9 protein-coding genes are annotated in these 16,291 nt (G+C 47.3%); all 9 read right to left on the bottom strand.

From position 1 onward, the window contains the following. Nucleotides 1-6: 6 nt before the first annotated feature. Nucleotides 7-627: a TRIC cation channel family protein gene (locus R7D93_RS13385; protein WP_005387377.1), complete on the bottom strand. Its 621-nt coding sequence runs from the start codon at nucleotides 625-627 to the stop codon at nucleotides 7-9. A 69-nt stretch (nucleotides 628-696) separates the two neighbouring features. Then, nucleotides 697-1,518, bottom strand: a complete 822-nt coding sequence (btuF, locus tag R7D93_RS13380; RefSeq protein WP_213868512.1) for a vitamin B12 ABC transporter substrate-binding protein BtuF — start codon at nucleotides 1,516-1,518, stop codon at nucleotides 697-699. After that, nucleotides 1,518-2,471 (bottom strand): cobalamin biosynthesis family protein, encoded by a 954-nt coding sequence (locus R7D93_RS13375; protein WP_213868510.1) that lies wholly within the window; start codon nucleotides 2,469-2,471, stop codon nucleotides 1,518-1,520. The genes btuF and R7D93_RS13375 overlap by 1 nt, the downstream gene beginning before the upstream one ends. An 11-nt stretch (nucleotides 2,472-2,482) precedes the next feature. Further along, nucleotides 2,483-3,178 carry a 5'-methylthioadenosine/S-adenosylhomocysteine nucleosidase gene (mtnN, locus tag R7D93_RS13370; RefSeq protein ID WP_005381837.1) on the bottom strand — a complete coding sequence of 232 codons (696 nt, stop codon included), beginning with the start codon at nucleotides 3,176-3,178 and terminating at the stop codon, nucleotides 2,483-2,485. A 63-nt stretch (nucleotides 3,179-3,241) separates the two neighbouring features. After that, nucleotides 3,242-3,670 carry a DUF1499 domain-containing protein gene (locus R7D93_RS13365; protein ID WP_047102022.1) on the bottom strand — a complete coding sequence of 143 codons (429 nt, stop codon included), beginning with the start codon at nucleotides 3,668-3,670 and terminating at the stop codon, nucleotides 3,242-3,244. Between the two features lie 91 nt (nucleotides 3,671-3,761). Then, entirely contained in the window at nucleotides 3,762-5,174 is a 1,413-nt protein-coding gene (locus tag R7D93_RS13360; RefSeq protein WP_213868508.1) for an FAD-dependent oxidoreductase, read from the bottom strand. Between the two features lie 20 nt (nucleotides 5,175-5,194). Continuing rightward, nucleotides 5,195-9,658 carry a glutamate synthase large subunit gene (gene gltB, locus R7D93_RS13355; protein WP_213868506.1) on the bottom strand — a complete coding sequence of 1,488 codons (4,464 nt, stop codon included), beginning with the start codon at nucleotides 9,656-9,658 and terminating at the stop codon, nucleotides 5,195-5,197. A 448-nt stretch (nucleotides 9,659-10,106) separates the two neighbouring features. Further along, a complete protein-coding gene (locus R7D93_RS13350; RefSeq protein WP_138938955.1) occupies nucleotides 10,107-11,576 on the bottom strand; it encodes a glutamate synthase subunit beta in 1,470 nt (489 codons plus the stop codon). Then, nucleotides 11,576-16,126: a glutamate synthase large subunit gene (gene gltB, locus R7D93_RS13345; RefSeq protein ID WP_136976980.1), complete on the bottom strand. Its 4,551-nt coding sequence runs from the start codon at nucleotides 16,124-16,126 to the stop codon at nucleotides 11,576-11,578. Before gltB (R7D93_RS13345) ends, R7D93_RS13350 begins: the two co-directional genes overlap by 1 nt. Between the last annotated feature and the right edge of the window lie 165 nt (nucleotides 16,127-16,291).

Genomic DNA, 16,291 nt, shown 5'->3' with positions numbered 1-16,291 from the left:
TGGTGTTTAACGGTTAATGGCGAAAGTTGGCAGGGATAGATGCCAACGAATCGCACCGAGACGTATAATGAGCGTTGAGATTACACCAGCGAGTAAAGCCGTTGAGTGGTCATAACCCATGTTTACCGCCATCGTATGGAAGATGCCGCCAATAATACATGCCGTAGCATAGACTTCGCTTCTTAATACCATAGGAACTTCGCGAGCCAGCACGTCTCGTATAATGCCACCGCCACAGCCAGTAATAACCCCCATTATCACCGCGACCATCCCAGAAGCATTGTAGGCGAGTGCCTTTTCTACTCCTATTCCCACAAATACAGCGAGACCGATGGCATCACAAACGGGTAATACCCACCATGAGAGTCGCTTGGGTCTTCGAATAACAAGCATGGTTAGTAGACACGTAACAAATATCACCCATAAGTAAGTCGTATCTGTTATCCAAAATACGGGAGTGGCACCAAGCGCCATGTCTCGGATTGTTCCGCCACCTATAGCAGTCACACTGCCGAGTACGATAACGCCGAATGGATCCATTTTTAAACGGCCAGCCAGTAATACGCCAGAGATAGCGAAAACAGCGGTACCGAACAAATCGATCATATAAAGCAGCATGGAGTCCATGTTACTTAGTACCTTTAAATAGTGTGAGAAAAAATGGGCGGAAATTGTACGGTATTTGCCACGAAATCGTTAGCGTTTTTGACGAACGCTTTTAAAGTGCTCACACACTTCCTTGATCGCGTTCAATGTGCGTGGTGTCGGACGGTTAATCCAATCAGAGTTTAGGGACCAGATGTGTTTGTTTTTAAGAGCAAGAAGCTCATTACTCCACTCAGCCCACATACCATCGTTACTCATTGCGTGACGAGAAGTAAAAATAACCTCTGGCTGGCGAGTAATGACTTGCTCGATGCTAACTTGAGGATAAGGCGCGCTAGATGTGGCGAAAATGTTCTCACCACCGCAAAAAGTAAAGACTTCACTTGGCCAGTTCTTTCCGGCGACAGTGATGATAGGCTTTTCACTCAACTGATAAAAGTAACGAACTTTCTCGTTCGTGTTGTACTGTTCTTTTAGTGTACTCAGTTGCGTTCTAAAATCTTCAGCGGCCTTTTTTCCTACTTGTGGAGTTTCGCTGTATTGGCTGAGTTGCTCAATATTGTTGGCGATATCTTCTAATGAACCTGTAGTGGAGTAATAGATAGGAATACCGAACTGTTTAATTTTCTCCAACTCTTTAGCGGGGTTTCCGGCTGGCCAAGCAATCACTAAGTCCGGCTGAAGAGCAATAATGCGCTCTAATTTAATTCCTTGATAATTTGAGACTCTTTCTAGCTGCTTTGCCTGTTCTGGATAATCGCTCATTTCGCTGACAGCAACAAGCTGCTCTCCTAGCCCTGCTGCAAAGGCAATTTCGGTGGCATGTGGAGCTAAACTTATAATGCGTTGAGCGGGTTGAGCGAAGGTCGCTGTCGAAACAAACAGCGTTAATGCGAAGCATAATTTATTCATCATAATCCTTGATAAATTATTCCTAAAAGCAAACTTTGGATTGCGATCCAAGCCAGGACGCGCCAAACGAGCAGCGTATGTATTTGTGAAAGGTGAATAGCCGATGGCGCAATGCGCCCACCGATTTTTGCGCGCTCTGCACGCACACCTTGATAGATAGCAGGGCCGCATAAAGACAGTTGTAGTTTGTGTCCGATAGTACATAACACCCAGCTAGGTCCTGGTAAGGGCCAAGACTTCGCTTGCTGTTGTATTCCAGAGAGCACATTACTTGTATTCTTTCCGGCAGCTAAAAGTATGGCAAAGAGACGAAGTGGAATAATATCCAGAGTAGCAACCAGTTGAATCACAGGTTTACCAAAGGGCAAATATTGGCGTCGGCTAGGGGACCACACTCGCGCTAATTCTGTTGTGAGTCGATACATTAACGCACCAATACCACCTGTTAGTGCGTACCAAAATAGCACGCCGATCACGTTGCGGCTGTATCCCATAATCAGGGTTTCTGAGCCAGCTTTACCTATGCCAACGATCGAGAGGCTACCAGTGTCGCGATTAAGATATGGTTGCAGTAATGCTCGACATTGGGCTTTGTCTTCCGAAGAGATACTTGTGACGAGCTGTTTCGTTAACGTTTCGCTGTTGCGCCAGTCTAGCGCAATGATCAATAGAACCAGTTCATATAAAGGGATTTGCCAAACAAATGGCTTTACTGCAATCAGTAATATCAAGCAAGGAAACAGCATCAAGCCTAGTGCAAGACTGCCTGAGATTACACTCTGTGAGTAATTGTGATTATTGTTCACTTTGTTGGCTAGCTGTTCTGCTAGCTTTCGCCATAAAGTGATGGGGTGCGCTGAATGGGGGATTGGCACTAGAAGGTGCAAGAGCAGTGCGCCCCACATTATAAGGAGCGCACCGTTGGCATAAAATGACTGAAAAACTTCTTCCATGAATGAGTCGTTTACTTAATGAGTTCCAGCATTTTGAATACCATTTCGGAAGAGCTTTTTGCTGCTAGAGGTAGAAACTCATCAAAGCTCATTGGTGATTCTTTATCAGCGACATCAGAGATTGCACGCACAACAACAAACGGTGTGTTGAATTGGTGACAAGTTTGAGCGATAGCAGATGCTTCCATTTCTACAGCGATAACAGACGGAAAGTGTTTACGAATAAACTCTTGACGCTCAGCAGTACAAACAAACGCATCGCCAGTACAAATTAGGCCGCGAACCGCATGAGTGTTTTCCATTTGTGCTAGGGCTTTTTCTGCTAAGTCCATTAGCTTGTCATCCGCTTTGAATGCAGCTGGTTGACCGGCCATTTGGCCAATTTCATAACCAAAAGCGGTTACGTCTGCATCGTGATGACGAACTTCTGTAGAGATAACTACATCGCCAAGGTTTAAGCTTGAATCGAAACCGCCAGCAGAGCCTGTGTTAATCACAACGTCTGGTTGGTATTCATCAAGAAGGATTGTCGTGCCCACTGCCGCTGCAACTTTACCGATGCCCGATTGTAGTACGACGACTTCGACATCGTTAATTTGACCAGAGAAAAACGTACAACCTGCTTTATTTACAGTTTTGCAGTTTGTAATTGCTTGCTTCAGGATGGTCACTTCTTGTTCCATCGCACCGATGATACCAACTTTCATAACACTCTCTTTAGGTAAATATTTTAGTTGGCCGAGAGTATAGCACTCCCCGTTGGCAGTTTTCTATTTGATGAGCTTAGCTTGAGTGAGCTTTTGTCGTAATTGATCGGCGCGCTTTCTGTTTACGCCAAAGTCAGAGTAGCCCACACGAGATTCCGAGCGCACAATCAGTTGGTCTCCTGCTATTTTTAGTTCGAGGTCATCCACGAAGCGCATGATTTTAGATGTGCACTCGATACGAAGGTAGTTGCTTTCTTTCACCGCGGTTTTCGCGCCTGGCAGTTCAAGCGCAACTTGCTCAATAGCGTCGATGTTCGCTGAATCCACTAAGATGAATGGCGTTAGGTTGTATTTTTCTCGCGTGTCTTGGGTGGAGACGCAGTTTGGTTTGTCACCACAAGGTGATTGAGAACGATCCGTCATGGTTTTGACTCCTTGGCTACAAGCGGTTAAGCCGAGCAAAGTAATGGAAAGGAGAGCGGCTTTTTTCATTGGTTTTATCCCTTATCATAGGAATTTAATTATATGTAATAAAAGAAAAAAGGATCCAATAGTAGGATCCTTTTTGAGACGTTAACAGTGATTAAACTTCGAGGTAATCGAGAATGCCTTCTGCCGCTTTTCGTCCTTCATCAATTGCGGTTACGACAAGATCAGAACCTCGTACCGCATCGCCACCCGCGAAGATCTTTTCGTTGCTGGTCTGGAACTGGAACTCTTGCTTCGCTGGGGCTTTGATACGACCCCATTGATCCAAATCGACATCAAACGGTGCTAACCAGTCCATTTTGTGCGGCTGGAAACCAAACGCCATGATAACAACGTCTGCTGGTAGAACGTGCTCGCTGCCTTCAACGGGCTCTGGACGTCGGCGACCCACTTCATCAGGTTCACCAAGTGCGGTTTTCACCACTTTGACCCCCGAGACTTTGCCTGACGCATCCACTTCAACTCCCAAAGGCTGAAGGTTGAACATGAACTTCACGCCTTCTTCCTTTGCGTTTTTTACCTCGCGACGAGAGCCCGGCATGTTGGCCTCATCACGACGATAAGCACAAACTACGTTGGAGGCACCTTGGCGAATTGAGGTACGAACGCAGTCCATTGCGGTATCACCACCACCCAGTACGACGACTTTCTTTCCTGCCATATCGATAAAGGGTTGGTTACTCTCAAGATCCATGACTTTGTAGGTGTTCGAAACTAAAAATGGCAGCGCGTCATACACACCCGGCGCATCTTCATTATCTAGACCTGCACGCATGTATTTATAGGTGCCAACGCCCAAGAAAACAGCATCGTATTCATCAAGTAGCTCTTGCATTTGGACATCTTTGCCTACTTCCATGTTCATGCGGAACTCGACGCCCATTTCACTGAACACACGGCGGCGGTTTTCCATCACGCCTTTTTCAAGCTTGAAGGAAGGAATGCCGAAGGTCAGAAGGCCTCCAATTTCAGGGTAGCGGTCAAACACGACTGGCTTAACGCCATTGCGCACTAGGATATCAGCGGCAGCCAAGCCAGCTGGGCCAGCTCCAATGATTGCGACCTTTTTATCGGTCCACTCCACCTTGGACATATCTGGCTTCCAGCCCATTTCAAACGCTTTGTCGGTAATGTACTTTTCTATGTTACCGATGGTGACGGCACCAAAGTCATCATTAAGCGTGCATGAACCTTCACATAGGCGGTCTTGAGGACAAACGCGCCCACATACTTCCGGTAGGCTGTTGGTTTGATGCGATAGTTCAACCGCTTCAAGAATACGACCTTCATTGGCAAGTTTTAACCATTGAGGGATGTAGTTGTGGACTGGGCATTTCCATTCACAATATGGGTTGCCACAATCTAAGCAGCGATCCGCTTGTGCAGTCGCCTGTTGTTTAGTGAACGGTTCATAGATTTCAACGAACTCGATCTTACGAACTTTGATAGGCTTTTTCGCAGGATCTACACGCTGCACATCGATAAATTGATAAACGTTCTGGCTCATGATTCAAACATCCTCCATGATTACTGTGCTTGAACACGCAGCTCTGCGGCACTGCGGCTCTGGTGACCAAGTAGCGTGCGAAGATCTGCCGCTTGTGGTTTCACCAAATAGAACTTTGGAATCCATTCATCAAAGTTCGCCAAAATATTTTCTGCATGACTCGACCCTGTTTCTTCAAGGTGTTCCGCAATTAGGCCACGCAAATGTTCTTGGTGGATGTAAAGATCGGACAATGAGATGGCTTCGACAGACTCAGTATTAACTCGACCTTCAAAGCTTTGGTTCTCATCCAGAACATAGGCAAAGCCTCCAGTCATACCCGCGCCAAAGTTCACACCTGTCGCACCAAGAATGGCAACAATACCGCCAGTCATGTACTCACAAGCGTTATCGCCAGCACCTTCAATGACGGCTATCGTACCTGAGTTTCGTACGCCGAAACGCTCACCTGCTTTACCGGCTGCAAATAGTTTACCGCCGGTCGCGCCGTACAGGCAGGTGTTACCAATGATAGTTGCTTCATTGCATTTAAATGCGGTGCCAAGGTGAGGTTTGATAACCACTTTACCACCCGCCATGCCTTTGCCCACGTAGTCGTTCGCATCGCCCGTGAGGTAAAGCTCTACACCACCTGCGTTCCAAACACCAAAGGACTGGCCTGCGGTGCCGTCAAGATAGATTTTGATTGGGGAAGCCGCCAACCCTTGGTTGCCATAGCGTTTTGCTATTTCGCCAGATAAGCGTGCACCAACAGAACGATCAGTGTTGATGACATTGTAGAAGAAACTTGCCGATTGACTGTTTTCGACCGCATGCATGGCATCATCAACGATCTTTTGGTTGAGCTCAGCTTTATCAAACGGTTTGTTTGGCTCTGTCCAAAATAGCGGATGGCCCTCAGGTGATACTGGAGCTTCTAGAATATTGGATAGATCCAGCTTGGTCTGTTTCGCTGTAAATCCCTCTACTGCCTCAAGTAAATCGGTACGACCAATCAAGTCCGTCAGCTTTTCAACGCCAAGTTCGGCGAGTAATCCGCGCACTTCGTCTGCCAGGCCGATGAAGTAATTCATCACCATTTCTGGTAGACCTTTGAAGTATTCTTTACGCAGTGTCTCGTCTTGAGTCGCAACCCCAGTTGCACAGTTGTTGAGGTGACAAATTCGTAGGAACTTACAACCCATAGCGACCATTGGCGCAGTACCAAAACCGAAGCTTTCTGCACCTAAAATTGCGGCTTTAACTACGTCTAAACCAGTCTTTAGACCACCGTCTACCTGTAGGCGAATCTTATGACGCAGACCATTAGCAACCAGAGCTTGTTGTGTCTCTGCCAACCCCAACTCCCAAGGGCTACCAGCGTATTTTACCGAAGTTAATGGGCTTGCTGCGGTACCACCGTCGTAACCCGAAATGGTAATAAGATCTGCGTAAGCCTTGGCTACACCCGTTGCGATGGTGCCGACACCTGGCTCGGAGACGAGTTTTACCGAAACCAGTGCATTCGGGTTGACTTGTTTAAGGTCGAAGATCAGCTGGGCCAAATCTTCAATCGAATAGATATCGTGATGCGGAGGAGGGGAGATCAGAGTCACGCCTTGTACCGAATAACGCAGTTTTGCGATTTCTGCGGTGACTTTGTGTCCTGGTAGCTGTCCACCTTCACCCGGTTTCGCACCTTGTGCCACCTTGATTTGCAGTACATCCGCATTAGTCAGGTAATGCGGCGTTACACCAAATCGGCCAGAAGCAATCTGTTTGATACGTGAGTTACGCTCAGTACCGAAACGGCGAGGATCTTCACCGCCTTCACCCGAGTTAGAGTAACCACCAAGACGGTTCATCGCCGTTGCAAGTGCTTCATGCGCTTCTGGGCTAAGTGCGCCAATGGACATTGCCGCTGAGTCAAAGCGTTTGAACAGTTCAGTGCGTGGTTCTATTTGCTCAAGTGGCAGCGGTGAGTCTGATTTTTTCAGCGACATTAAGTCACGCAGCATGGCAACAGGGCGTTGGTTTACCTGCTTAGCAAAGCTCTGATAGTCGTTACTTTCGCCAGATTTAACGGCCTGTTGCAGCGTGCCGACGACATCCGGGTTGTAAGCATGATATTCACCTCCATGGACGTACTTTAACAAGCCGCCATGATCAATCGATTTGCGTTTCGCCCATGCTTTACGAGATAAGTTTGTAAGATCTTGCTGGAAGTCGTCAAAATTCGCGCCTTCAATTCGAGTTGTGACGCCTTTAAAACACAGATCGACCACATCTTGGCTCAAGCCAACTGCTTCAAATAGTTGTGAGCAGCGGTAAGAGGCGATGGTTGAGATCCCCATTTTCGACATGATCTTGTACAGGCCTTTGTTGATGCCGTATTGGTAGTTTTGCATCACATCGCGGTAGTCTTTCTCTAGCGCTTTATCATCAATCAGTTTACCTAACGCTTCATAAGCAAGGTATGGGTAAACCGCAGTGGCACCAAAACCAAGCAAGACGGCAAATTGGTGTGGATCACGGGCTGTTGCGGTTTCGACAACAATGTTGGCATCGCAACGTAAGTTCGCGTCAATCAGACGAGTTTGAACGGCGCCGACTGCCATTGCTGCCGGAATTGGTAACTTACCTTTGACCAAGGCTCTGTCCGAAAGAACCACTAAAACCGTGCCTTCACGAACGACTTGCTCTGCTTGCTCACACAGATCATTAATGGCTTGTTTAAGATCTTTTTGTTGTGGGTCGTAGTTGATATCGAGAATGGTATTACGGTAATGATCGTCACTCAGCTCTAGTAGTTGCTGCATGTCTGAATAGAGCAGTACTGGAGAATCAAAGGTTACACGATGCGCGTGGCCATCGGTTTCACAGAAGACGTTCATCTCCTGGCCGATGCTGGTCGCTAGCGACATGACGTGTTTCTCACGCAGCGGATCGATTGGTGGGTTGGTGACCTGCGCGAACTTCTGACGGAAGTAATCAGTCACCAAGCGCTCTTTCGAAGAAAGAACCGCCATCGGGGTGTCATCACCCATCGAACCGACGGCTTCTTGCCCCATATCACCGAGGACACGCAATACTTGATCGACTTCTTCACTGCTCATGGCAAACTGCTTTTGATAAGTCTTAAGCAAGTCTTCATCAAAGCTGCGCTCACCTACTTGATCTTCAGGCAGCTGAGAGAACGGTGTTAGTTTGCGAACGTTGTTCTCCATCCATTCGCGATAAGGGTGACGAGATTTCAGGTCATTATCGATCTCGCTAGACTGCCAAAGCTTACCTTTACGAGTGTCGATGACGAGCAATTCCCCCGGACCTACACGACCTTTTTTGGCAACTTCATCTGGGGCGTAATTCCAAATCCCTACCTCAGATGCCAGAGTGATCAGCTTGTCTTTGGTAATTACATAACGCGCAGGACGTAGACCGTTTCGGTCTAGGTTACAAGCAGCATAACGACCATCGGACAGTACGATACCTGCTGGGCCATCCCATGGTTCCATGTGTTTGGAGTTGAAATCGTAAAACGCACGCAAATCCGGATCCATATCCGGGTGGTTTTGCCATGCTGGCGGTACGAGCATACGCATGGCACGGAAGATATCCATGCCGCCAGCTAAAAAGAGATCTAGCATATTATCTAAGCTAGACGAGTCTGAGCCTGTCTCGTTCACAAACGGTGCTGCAGTTTGTAGGTCAGGCAGCAGTGGTGACGAGAACTTATAAGCACGAGCGCGTGCCCATTGTCGGTTACCTTCAATGGTATTGATCTCACCATTATGAGCAAGGTAGCGGAACGGTTGAGCTAATGGCCAACGCGGTTGAGTGTTGGTAGAAAAACGCTGGTGGAACAGACAGATAGCAGATTCCATACGTAGATCGGCAAGATCAAGATAAAAGCGCGGTAAGTCCGCAGGCATGCATAGGCCTTTGTACACCAAAACTTGAGTCGACAAGCTACAGATGTAGAAATCCGGATCTTCGGTGATTTGTTTCTCGATGCGACGGCGTGCGATGTAGAGACGACGTTCAATGTCACGCTCGCGCCAACCTGCCGGTGCAGAGATAAAGACTTGCTGAATATTTGGAAGCGAGTTGGCCGCAATTGGACCGAGTACTTCTGAATTAGTTGGTACTTCACGCCAACCAGCCACAGTTAGCGTCTCTTGCGCCAGTTCTTTGTTGACGATGTCTTTAGCGAGTTGAGCTTTGACTGGATCTTGGTTGAAGAAAATCATCCCTACGGCGTATTGCTTGCCAAGGTTGAAACCATTTTCTTCGGCAATAAGACGTAAATAGGAATCGGGCTTTTGTAATAGAAGACCACAACCATCACCAGTTTTACCATCGGCGGCGATACCACCACGGTGAGTCATGCGGTCAAGTGCAGAAATTGCTGTACGTACCAGCTTGTGGCTTTGTTCGCCTTCCATATGCGCGATCAAGCCAAATCCACAGTTGTCTTTCTCAAGACTTGGATCATAAAGAGCCATTGCAATTCTCCCTTTGCTTATCCGTCATCCCGACAGATATATCAACACTGCTTACGTTGATATCGATGACTAACTATGCGTCATCTTTATAGCTTTATGTATAATTATTCAGTAAAAGTTGTGAAATATTTAACATTTTTTGAGTGTTTTATTTTCATCAACTTCACAAGCTATAGCTTATTGTAAAAAAGGTCAAGTTATTAGTGGATCATCACGTGAATATACGATTTACCATTTAATAAGCTAAAATAGTTTAATAATTTCAAATAGATAGAAAATTGATTGTTACAAAAAAGTAACATTTGATTCTGTGGGAGATAAAAAAGACCAGCATAAAATGCTGGTCAAAATAGAAAGATTGGAAGGAATTGTTTTCTTTCTTCACCGATAGCCATCGATATTGCTGATGGCTATTAGGCAATTGAAAGAGAGAAGCATGACTGCTTCGTTAAGCAGAAAGCATCAGTGAATCTGCTTTTGCTTCTAGGTTTGTGCCACCCATTAGGTAATCATCGATAGCACGGGCACATTCGCGGCCTTCATTGATACAACGAACCACCAAAGATTGTCCTGTTCGCATATCACCAGCAGCAAATACGCCTTCTTGGTTAGTAGCAAAATCTTGAGTTGCTACGTTACCGCGATCGTCTAGTGCGATATCCAGTTGAGCAAGTACGCCTGTTGGTTCAGGGTGTAGGAAGCCCATCGCTAGAAATGCCATATCACATGGAATCACACGCTCGCTGCCTTCTACTTCTTTGAAGCTTGGGCGCTCGCCTGGTTTTGCATCTTGCCAAACGATATCAGCAAGACGAAGGCCTGTGACTTCACCTTTGTCATTTCCGATGAACTCTTTGGTCAGGATGTTCCAGTGACGATCGACACCTTCTTCATGAGAGGTCGAAGTACGTAGGATCATTGGGTATTGAGGCCAAGGCATATTGGCAGGACGCTTTTCTGGTGGAATCGGCATGATTTCCACTTGAGTTACGCTTGCTGCGCCGTGACGGTTTGACGTACCTACACAGTCTGAACCGGTATCACCACCACCGATGACAACCACATGTTTACCTTTTGCGTGAATCTCTTCCGTTTTCAGGTCCATGTTATTTGCACGGCGGTTGTTTTGACCTAGGAATTCCATTGCGAAGTGAACGCCTTTGAGCTCACGACCCGGAACTGGCAAATCACGTGGAACTGTTGAGCCTCCCGTCAGTAGAACCACATCGAATTCTTGACGCAGTTGCTGAGCATTTACATCAACACCGACGTGTTGGTTTACTTTAAACTCAATGCCAGCTTCTGCCATTAGATTGATCTTGCGATCAATGACTTCCATGCTCAGTTTAAAGTCTGGGATACCAAAACGTAGCAGACCGCCCACTTTCTCGTCTCGCTCGAATACTGTCACGGTATGGCCTGCGCTGTTTAGCTGCTCAGCAGCCGCAAGACCAGCAGGTCCAGAACCAATGATCGCCACCGTTTTACCAGTGCGAGATCGTGGTGTTTTTGGTTTGGCGTACCCTTCACGATACGCCGTTTCTACGATAGTTTTTTCGATATTACAGATAGTGATTGGGTCTTGGTTGATACCAAGAACACAAGCACTTTCACATGGAGCAGGGCAAACACGACCAGTAAACTCTGGGAAGTTGTTCGTCGAGCTTAGGATGTTCCAAGCTTCTTCCCAGCTATCACGATAAACTGCATCGTTAAACTCTGGGATGATGTTACCGATAGGGCAGCCGTTATGACAAAACGGCACACCACAATCCATACAACGAGAAGCCTGAGTATTGATTTTGTCACCAAACTCCTCGTTCAGGACGAACTCTTTGTTGTTCTTGATGCGTTCAGCTGGGTCGATCTTCTGTGGTAGTTCACGACCATGCTCTAAAAATCCAGTAGGCTTACCCATTATACGGCCTCCACTTGAGTTTCGTTTCCTTGAGACTGTGCTTCAGCTTTACGCTTTTGAAGAACCGCTTTGTAGTCACGCGGCATTACCTTAACCATAGAGGCTAGGCTTGCTTCAAAGTTGTCTAGGAAAGACTGAGCGACTTCACTTCCTGTGAATTGAACATGCTTAGTTAGCATGTCGAGTAATAGATCTCTGTCTTCTTGCTCGATTGGATCTAGGTCTACTAGCTCTGGGTTCAGTTTTGACTCAAAGTCACCTGATTTATCCCATACGTAAGCCACGCCGCCACTCATACCAGCGGCAAAGTTACGACCTGTTGAACCAAGGATGATGGCTGCACCGCCAGTCATGTATTCACAACCGTGGTCACCGACGCCTTCTACTACTACTTTCGCGCCTGAGTTACGAACACAGAAACGTTCACCAGCCATACCGCGAATGAAAGACTCACCCGAAGTTGCACCGTAGAAACACACGTTACCAACCACGATGTTGTCTTCCGCGACAATACTTGATTTTGCATCTGGGTAAAGTACTAAGGTACCGCCAGATAAGCCTTTACCCCAGTAGTCGTTCGCGTCGCCTTCCACTTCGAACTTCACGCCCTTAGCTAGGAATGCACCGAATGACTGACCCGCAGAACCTTTGAACTTCACGTTCATTGGCTGAGGTAGACCCGCATCTTTGTACACTTTCGAGATTTCGTTCGACAACATGGTACCTGCAGAGCGGTCCGTGTTGACGATAGGGAACTCGGCATTCACCGCTTCGCCTTTCTCTAGTGCAGGAATCGCCGCTTGAATCAGCTTACGGTCTAGCACTTCTTCTAGGTTGTGATTCTGCTGAGCTTGGTTGAATACACCATCAGCTTCACGTGGTTGCTCAACGTGGAGAACAGGAGACAGATCTAGGTTCTTGTATTTCCAGTGAGAAATGTCTTGGCGAATCTTCAGCTTCTGACCTTGACCGACCATTTCATCGATAGTGCGGAAGCCAAGTTCAGCCATGATTTCACGTAGACCTTGTGCCATGTATTGGAAGAAGGTGACGACGTCTTCAACGCGACCATCAAAGCGCTCGCGAAGCGTCTTGTTTTGAGTTGCGATACCAACAGGACAAGTGTTCTTATGACACTTACGCATCATGATACAACCTTCAACCACTAATGCTGCGGTTGCTACGCCCCATTCTTCTGCACCAAGTAGTGTTGCCACTGCAAGGTCGCGAGGTGTCTTCATCTGACCATCTGCTTGAACCACGATACGGTTACGTAGACCGTTCTTCAGTAGCGTTTGGTGCGTTTCTGCCAAGCCAAGTTCCCAAGGAAGACCTGTATGGCGGATTGAAGACATTGGTGATGCACCTGTACCGCCGTCGAAACCTGCGATTAGTACAACGTCCGCTTTCGCTTTCGCTACACCAGAAGCGATCGTACCTACGCCTGCTTCTGATACCAGCTTCACGTTTACACGGCCTGCGCGGTTCGCGTTCTTCAAGTCGTAGATAAGCTGAGCTAAATCTTCGATTGAGTAGATATCGTGGTGTGGTGGTGGCGAGATAAGGCCAACGCCCGGAGTCGAGTGACGCGTTGCACCGATCCAGTCATCTACTTTATCGCCTGGTAGCTGACCACCTTCACCTGGCTTCGCACCTTGAGCCATTTTGATTTGCAGCTCTTCAGCGTTAGTTAGGTAGTAAGAGGTTACGCCGAAACGACCTGAAGCCACCTGCTTGATTGCAGAGCGTTCCCAATCGCCGTTCTCTTTGCGCTCGAAACGCATTGGGTCTTCACCACCTTCACCAGAGTTCGATTTCGCGCCAAGACGGTTCATCGCAACAGCTAGTGTGGAGTGTGCTTCGTAAGAAATAGAACCGAATGACATAGCGCCCGTCGCGAAGCGTTTCACGATGCTTTCAATTGGTTCGACTTCGTCGATAGAGATAGAACCTGCTGGGTTCTTAATGAATTCTAGCTGGCTACGCAGAGTTACTGCGTTGTCACCTTGTTTATCTACGGCTGTCGCGTACTGCTTGAACTGATCGTAGTTCTTGTTGCGCGTAGACTCTTGCAGTAGAGAAATGGTTTCTGGGTTGAATAGGTGCTTTTCACCACGCTGTTTCCATTGGTAAACACCACCAACATCCAGCATTTGAATTGGGATTTCGCGTTGTGGGTAACCGATGCGGTGACGGATCAGCACTTCTTTGGCGATATCATCAAGGGTTAGACCTTGGATACGAGAAACTGTACCTGTGAAGTATTTGTCTACCACGGATTTGTGGATGCCCAAGGCTTCGAAGATTTGCGCACCATGGTACGACTGTAGCGTTGAGATACCCATCTTCGAGAAGATCTTCAGAAGACCGCCATTGATCGCTTTACGGTAGTTGTTGAACAGATCACGAGGGTTCGCTTCTGGATCCAACTTCTTCGTACGTTGAAGTTCAATGATGGTTTCAATCACTAGGTAAGGGTTAACCGCATTCGCACCGTAACCAAGTAGCGTTGCAAAGTGGTGCGTTTCACGCGCGTCACCAGTTTCAACCACGATGTCACACTTCGCACGTAGACCTTTACGGATCAAGTGGTGGTGCACTGCGCCAACTGCCAGCATTGCTGGGATCGCAGCGTGGTTTGAATTCACTGCGCGGTCAGTGAGTAGGATGATTGAGTAACCATCGATAACCGCGTCTTCTGCGTATTGGCAGATACGTTTTAATGCACGCTCAAGTTTGCCTTGATCTTCACTAGCTTGGAATACGATATCCAACGTTTTCGCTTGTAGGTGCTCGTTATCGATCGCACGCAGTTTTTCAAGCTCAGAGTTGGCTAGAACAGGCGATTCCAATTCTACTTTCTGACAGTGAAGTGGTGTTTCAGTCAGAAGGTTTTGGTCTTTACCCAAGTAAGTGTTCAGCGACATAACCATACGCTCACGGATCGGGTCGATCGGTGGGTTGGTTACCTGTGCGAACAGCTGCTTGAAGTAGTTAGAGAGATGTTGAGACTGATGAGATAGAACCGCAAGAGGCCAGTCGGCACCCATTGCTGATAATGGTTCTTTCGCGTCATTCGCCATTGGAACGATGATTTCGTTCACTTCTTCAGTGCTTACGCCAAACGCTTGTTGGCGGTGTAGAAGGTGTTCTGGCTTAGGTTGGCTGAACTGGTTGCTCGCATCTGGCAGCTTCTTCAAGCTCAGTAGGTTTTCTTCTACCCACTTCTCGTAAGGCTGCGCTGTTGCAATGGTGTCTTTCACTTCTTCATCGGAGATGATGCGACCTTGCTCTAGGTCTGCAACGAAGATACGACCTGGTTGTAGGCGACCACGGAACTCAACGTTTTCTGGTTCTATATCCACAACACCAGATTCAGATGCCATCACTAGGAAGTTATCTTTGGTCACTGTGTAGCGAGAAGGGCGCAAACCGTTACGGTCTAGTGTCGCACCAACTTGAACACCATCAGTAAAACATACTGAAGCAGGACCATCCCATGGTTCCATGATGTTCGCGTGGTACTGATAGAACGCGCGACGTTTAGGATCCATGTTTTTGTTTTCTTGCCATGCTTCCGGGATCATCATCATCAATGCGTGTGGCAGGCTGCGACCAGAAAGAACTAGGAGCTCAAGTGCCATATCGAAGTTAGATGAATCCGAGCTGCCTTCCTGACAGATTGGAAGAAGCATGTCGATTTCAGCCTGAGTAAACAGGTCTGATTCTAGGATTGCTTCACGGGCTTTCATCCAGTTCAAGTTACCGCGAACTGTATTGATTTCACCGTTGTGGGCAATGTAACGGAAAGGCTGTGCAAGACGCCATTTCGGGAAGGTATTGGTAGAGAAACGAGAGTGTACCAGTGCCAGTGCAGTCACCATGGTCGGGTTTTGTAGATCAAGGAAGTACTGAGGTACTTGCTCGGTCGTTAACTGACCTTTGTACACCAATGTCTTGTAAGACATGGAGTTAATGTAGAAGTCGTCACCAATGTTCGAAACGCTTTCTAGGCAAACACGTACAGTATAGTTACGAAGTACGTACAGTTTGCGCTCTAGCTCTTCAGGTGTGATGCCCGGGCCACCAGAGATAAACACATGCTCAAACTGAGGCTCTGTGCTTAGTGGGTCTGCACCGATCATTGAGTTATCGGTTGGCAATACGCGGTAGCCGATAACTTCAAGATCTAGACGTTGTGCGTTACGTTCTAGAATGTCACGGCATTGCTCGCGTTTGTATTCGTCTTTCGGGAAAAGAACGACACCAACACCATACTTTTCAAACGAAGGCAGTTTAATGCCTAGCTTAACGGCTTCTTCTAATAGGAATTCATGAGGTTTTTGTAGCAAGATACCCGCACCATCACCGCTGCATGGGTCACAACCTTGACCACCACGGTGTTCCATGCGAGCCAGCATATCCAATGCTTGAGTCACTACTTCATGAGATTTACGGTTTTTAAGGTGAGCAACAAAACCGATACCACAAGCGTCATGCTCCAGTTCCGGAGTGTACAGACCCTGTGGATTTTGCTCTCTATCTACCATAGATACATCCTTCCAGTTCAATGTCGACGCAAAAGTACCGGGCAGCAAATACTACCTAGACTATTGATTACGTCTTGTCCTTTATATTTATTATCGCCACCGATCTAGGTTGACCGGTCTTGATTCCTTTCCGTATCTCGCAGGAAAAGTTTTGCGAGAAAAACA

The sequence above is a fragment of the Vibrio sp. YT-15 genome, from assembly GCF_033337445.1.
GTDB classification, from domain to species: domain Bacteria; phylum Pseudomonadota; class Gammaproteobacteria; order Enterobacterales; family Vibrionaceae; genus Vibrio; species Vibrio alginolyticus.
Note: the sequence above shows the minus strand (reverse complement) of the source record. Positions and strands in the feature narration are given on the sequence as shown.

Excerpts from the sequence above, each read along its gene's own strand:
- R7D93_RS13365 (WP_047102022.1), bottom strand. The coding sequence starts at position 3,670 with ATGAAAAAAGCCGCTCTCCTTTCCATTACTTTGCTCGGCTTAACCGCT.
- mtnN (WP_005381837.1), bottom strand. The coding sequence starts at position 3,178 with ATGAAAGTTGGTATCATCGGTGCGATGGAACAAGAAGTGACCATCCTG.
- gltB (WP_136976980.1), bottom strand. The coding sequence starts at position 16,126 with ATGGTAGATAGAGAGCAAAATCCACAGGGTCTGTACACTCCGGAACTG.
- R7D93_RS13350 (WP_138938955.1), bottom strand. The coding sequence starts at position 11,576 with ATGGGTAAGCCTACTGGATTTTTAGAGCATGGTCGTGAACTACCACAG.
- R7D93_RS13385 (WP_005387377.1), bottom strand. The coding sequence starts at position 627 with ATGGACTCCATGCTGCTTTATATGATCGATTTGTTCGGTACCGCTGTT.
- gltB (WP_213868506.1), bottom strand. The coding sequence starts at position 9,658 with ATGGCTCTTTATGATCCAAGTCTTGAGAAAGACAACTGTGGATTTGGC.
- btuF (WP_213868512.1), bottom strand. The coding sequence starts at position 1,518 with ATGAATAAATTATGCTTCGCATTAACGCTGTTTGTTTCGACAGCGACC.
- R7D93_RS13375 (WP_213868510.1), bottom strand. The coding sequence starts at position 2,471 with ATGGAAGAAGTTTTTCAGTCATTTTATGCCAACGGTGCGCTCCTTATA.
- R7D93_RS13360 (WP_213868508.1), bottom strand. The coding sequence starts at position 5,174 with ATGAGCCAGAACGTTTATCAATTTATCGATGTGCAGCGTGTAGATCCT.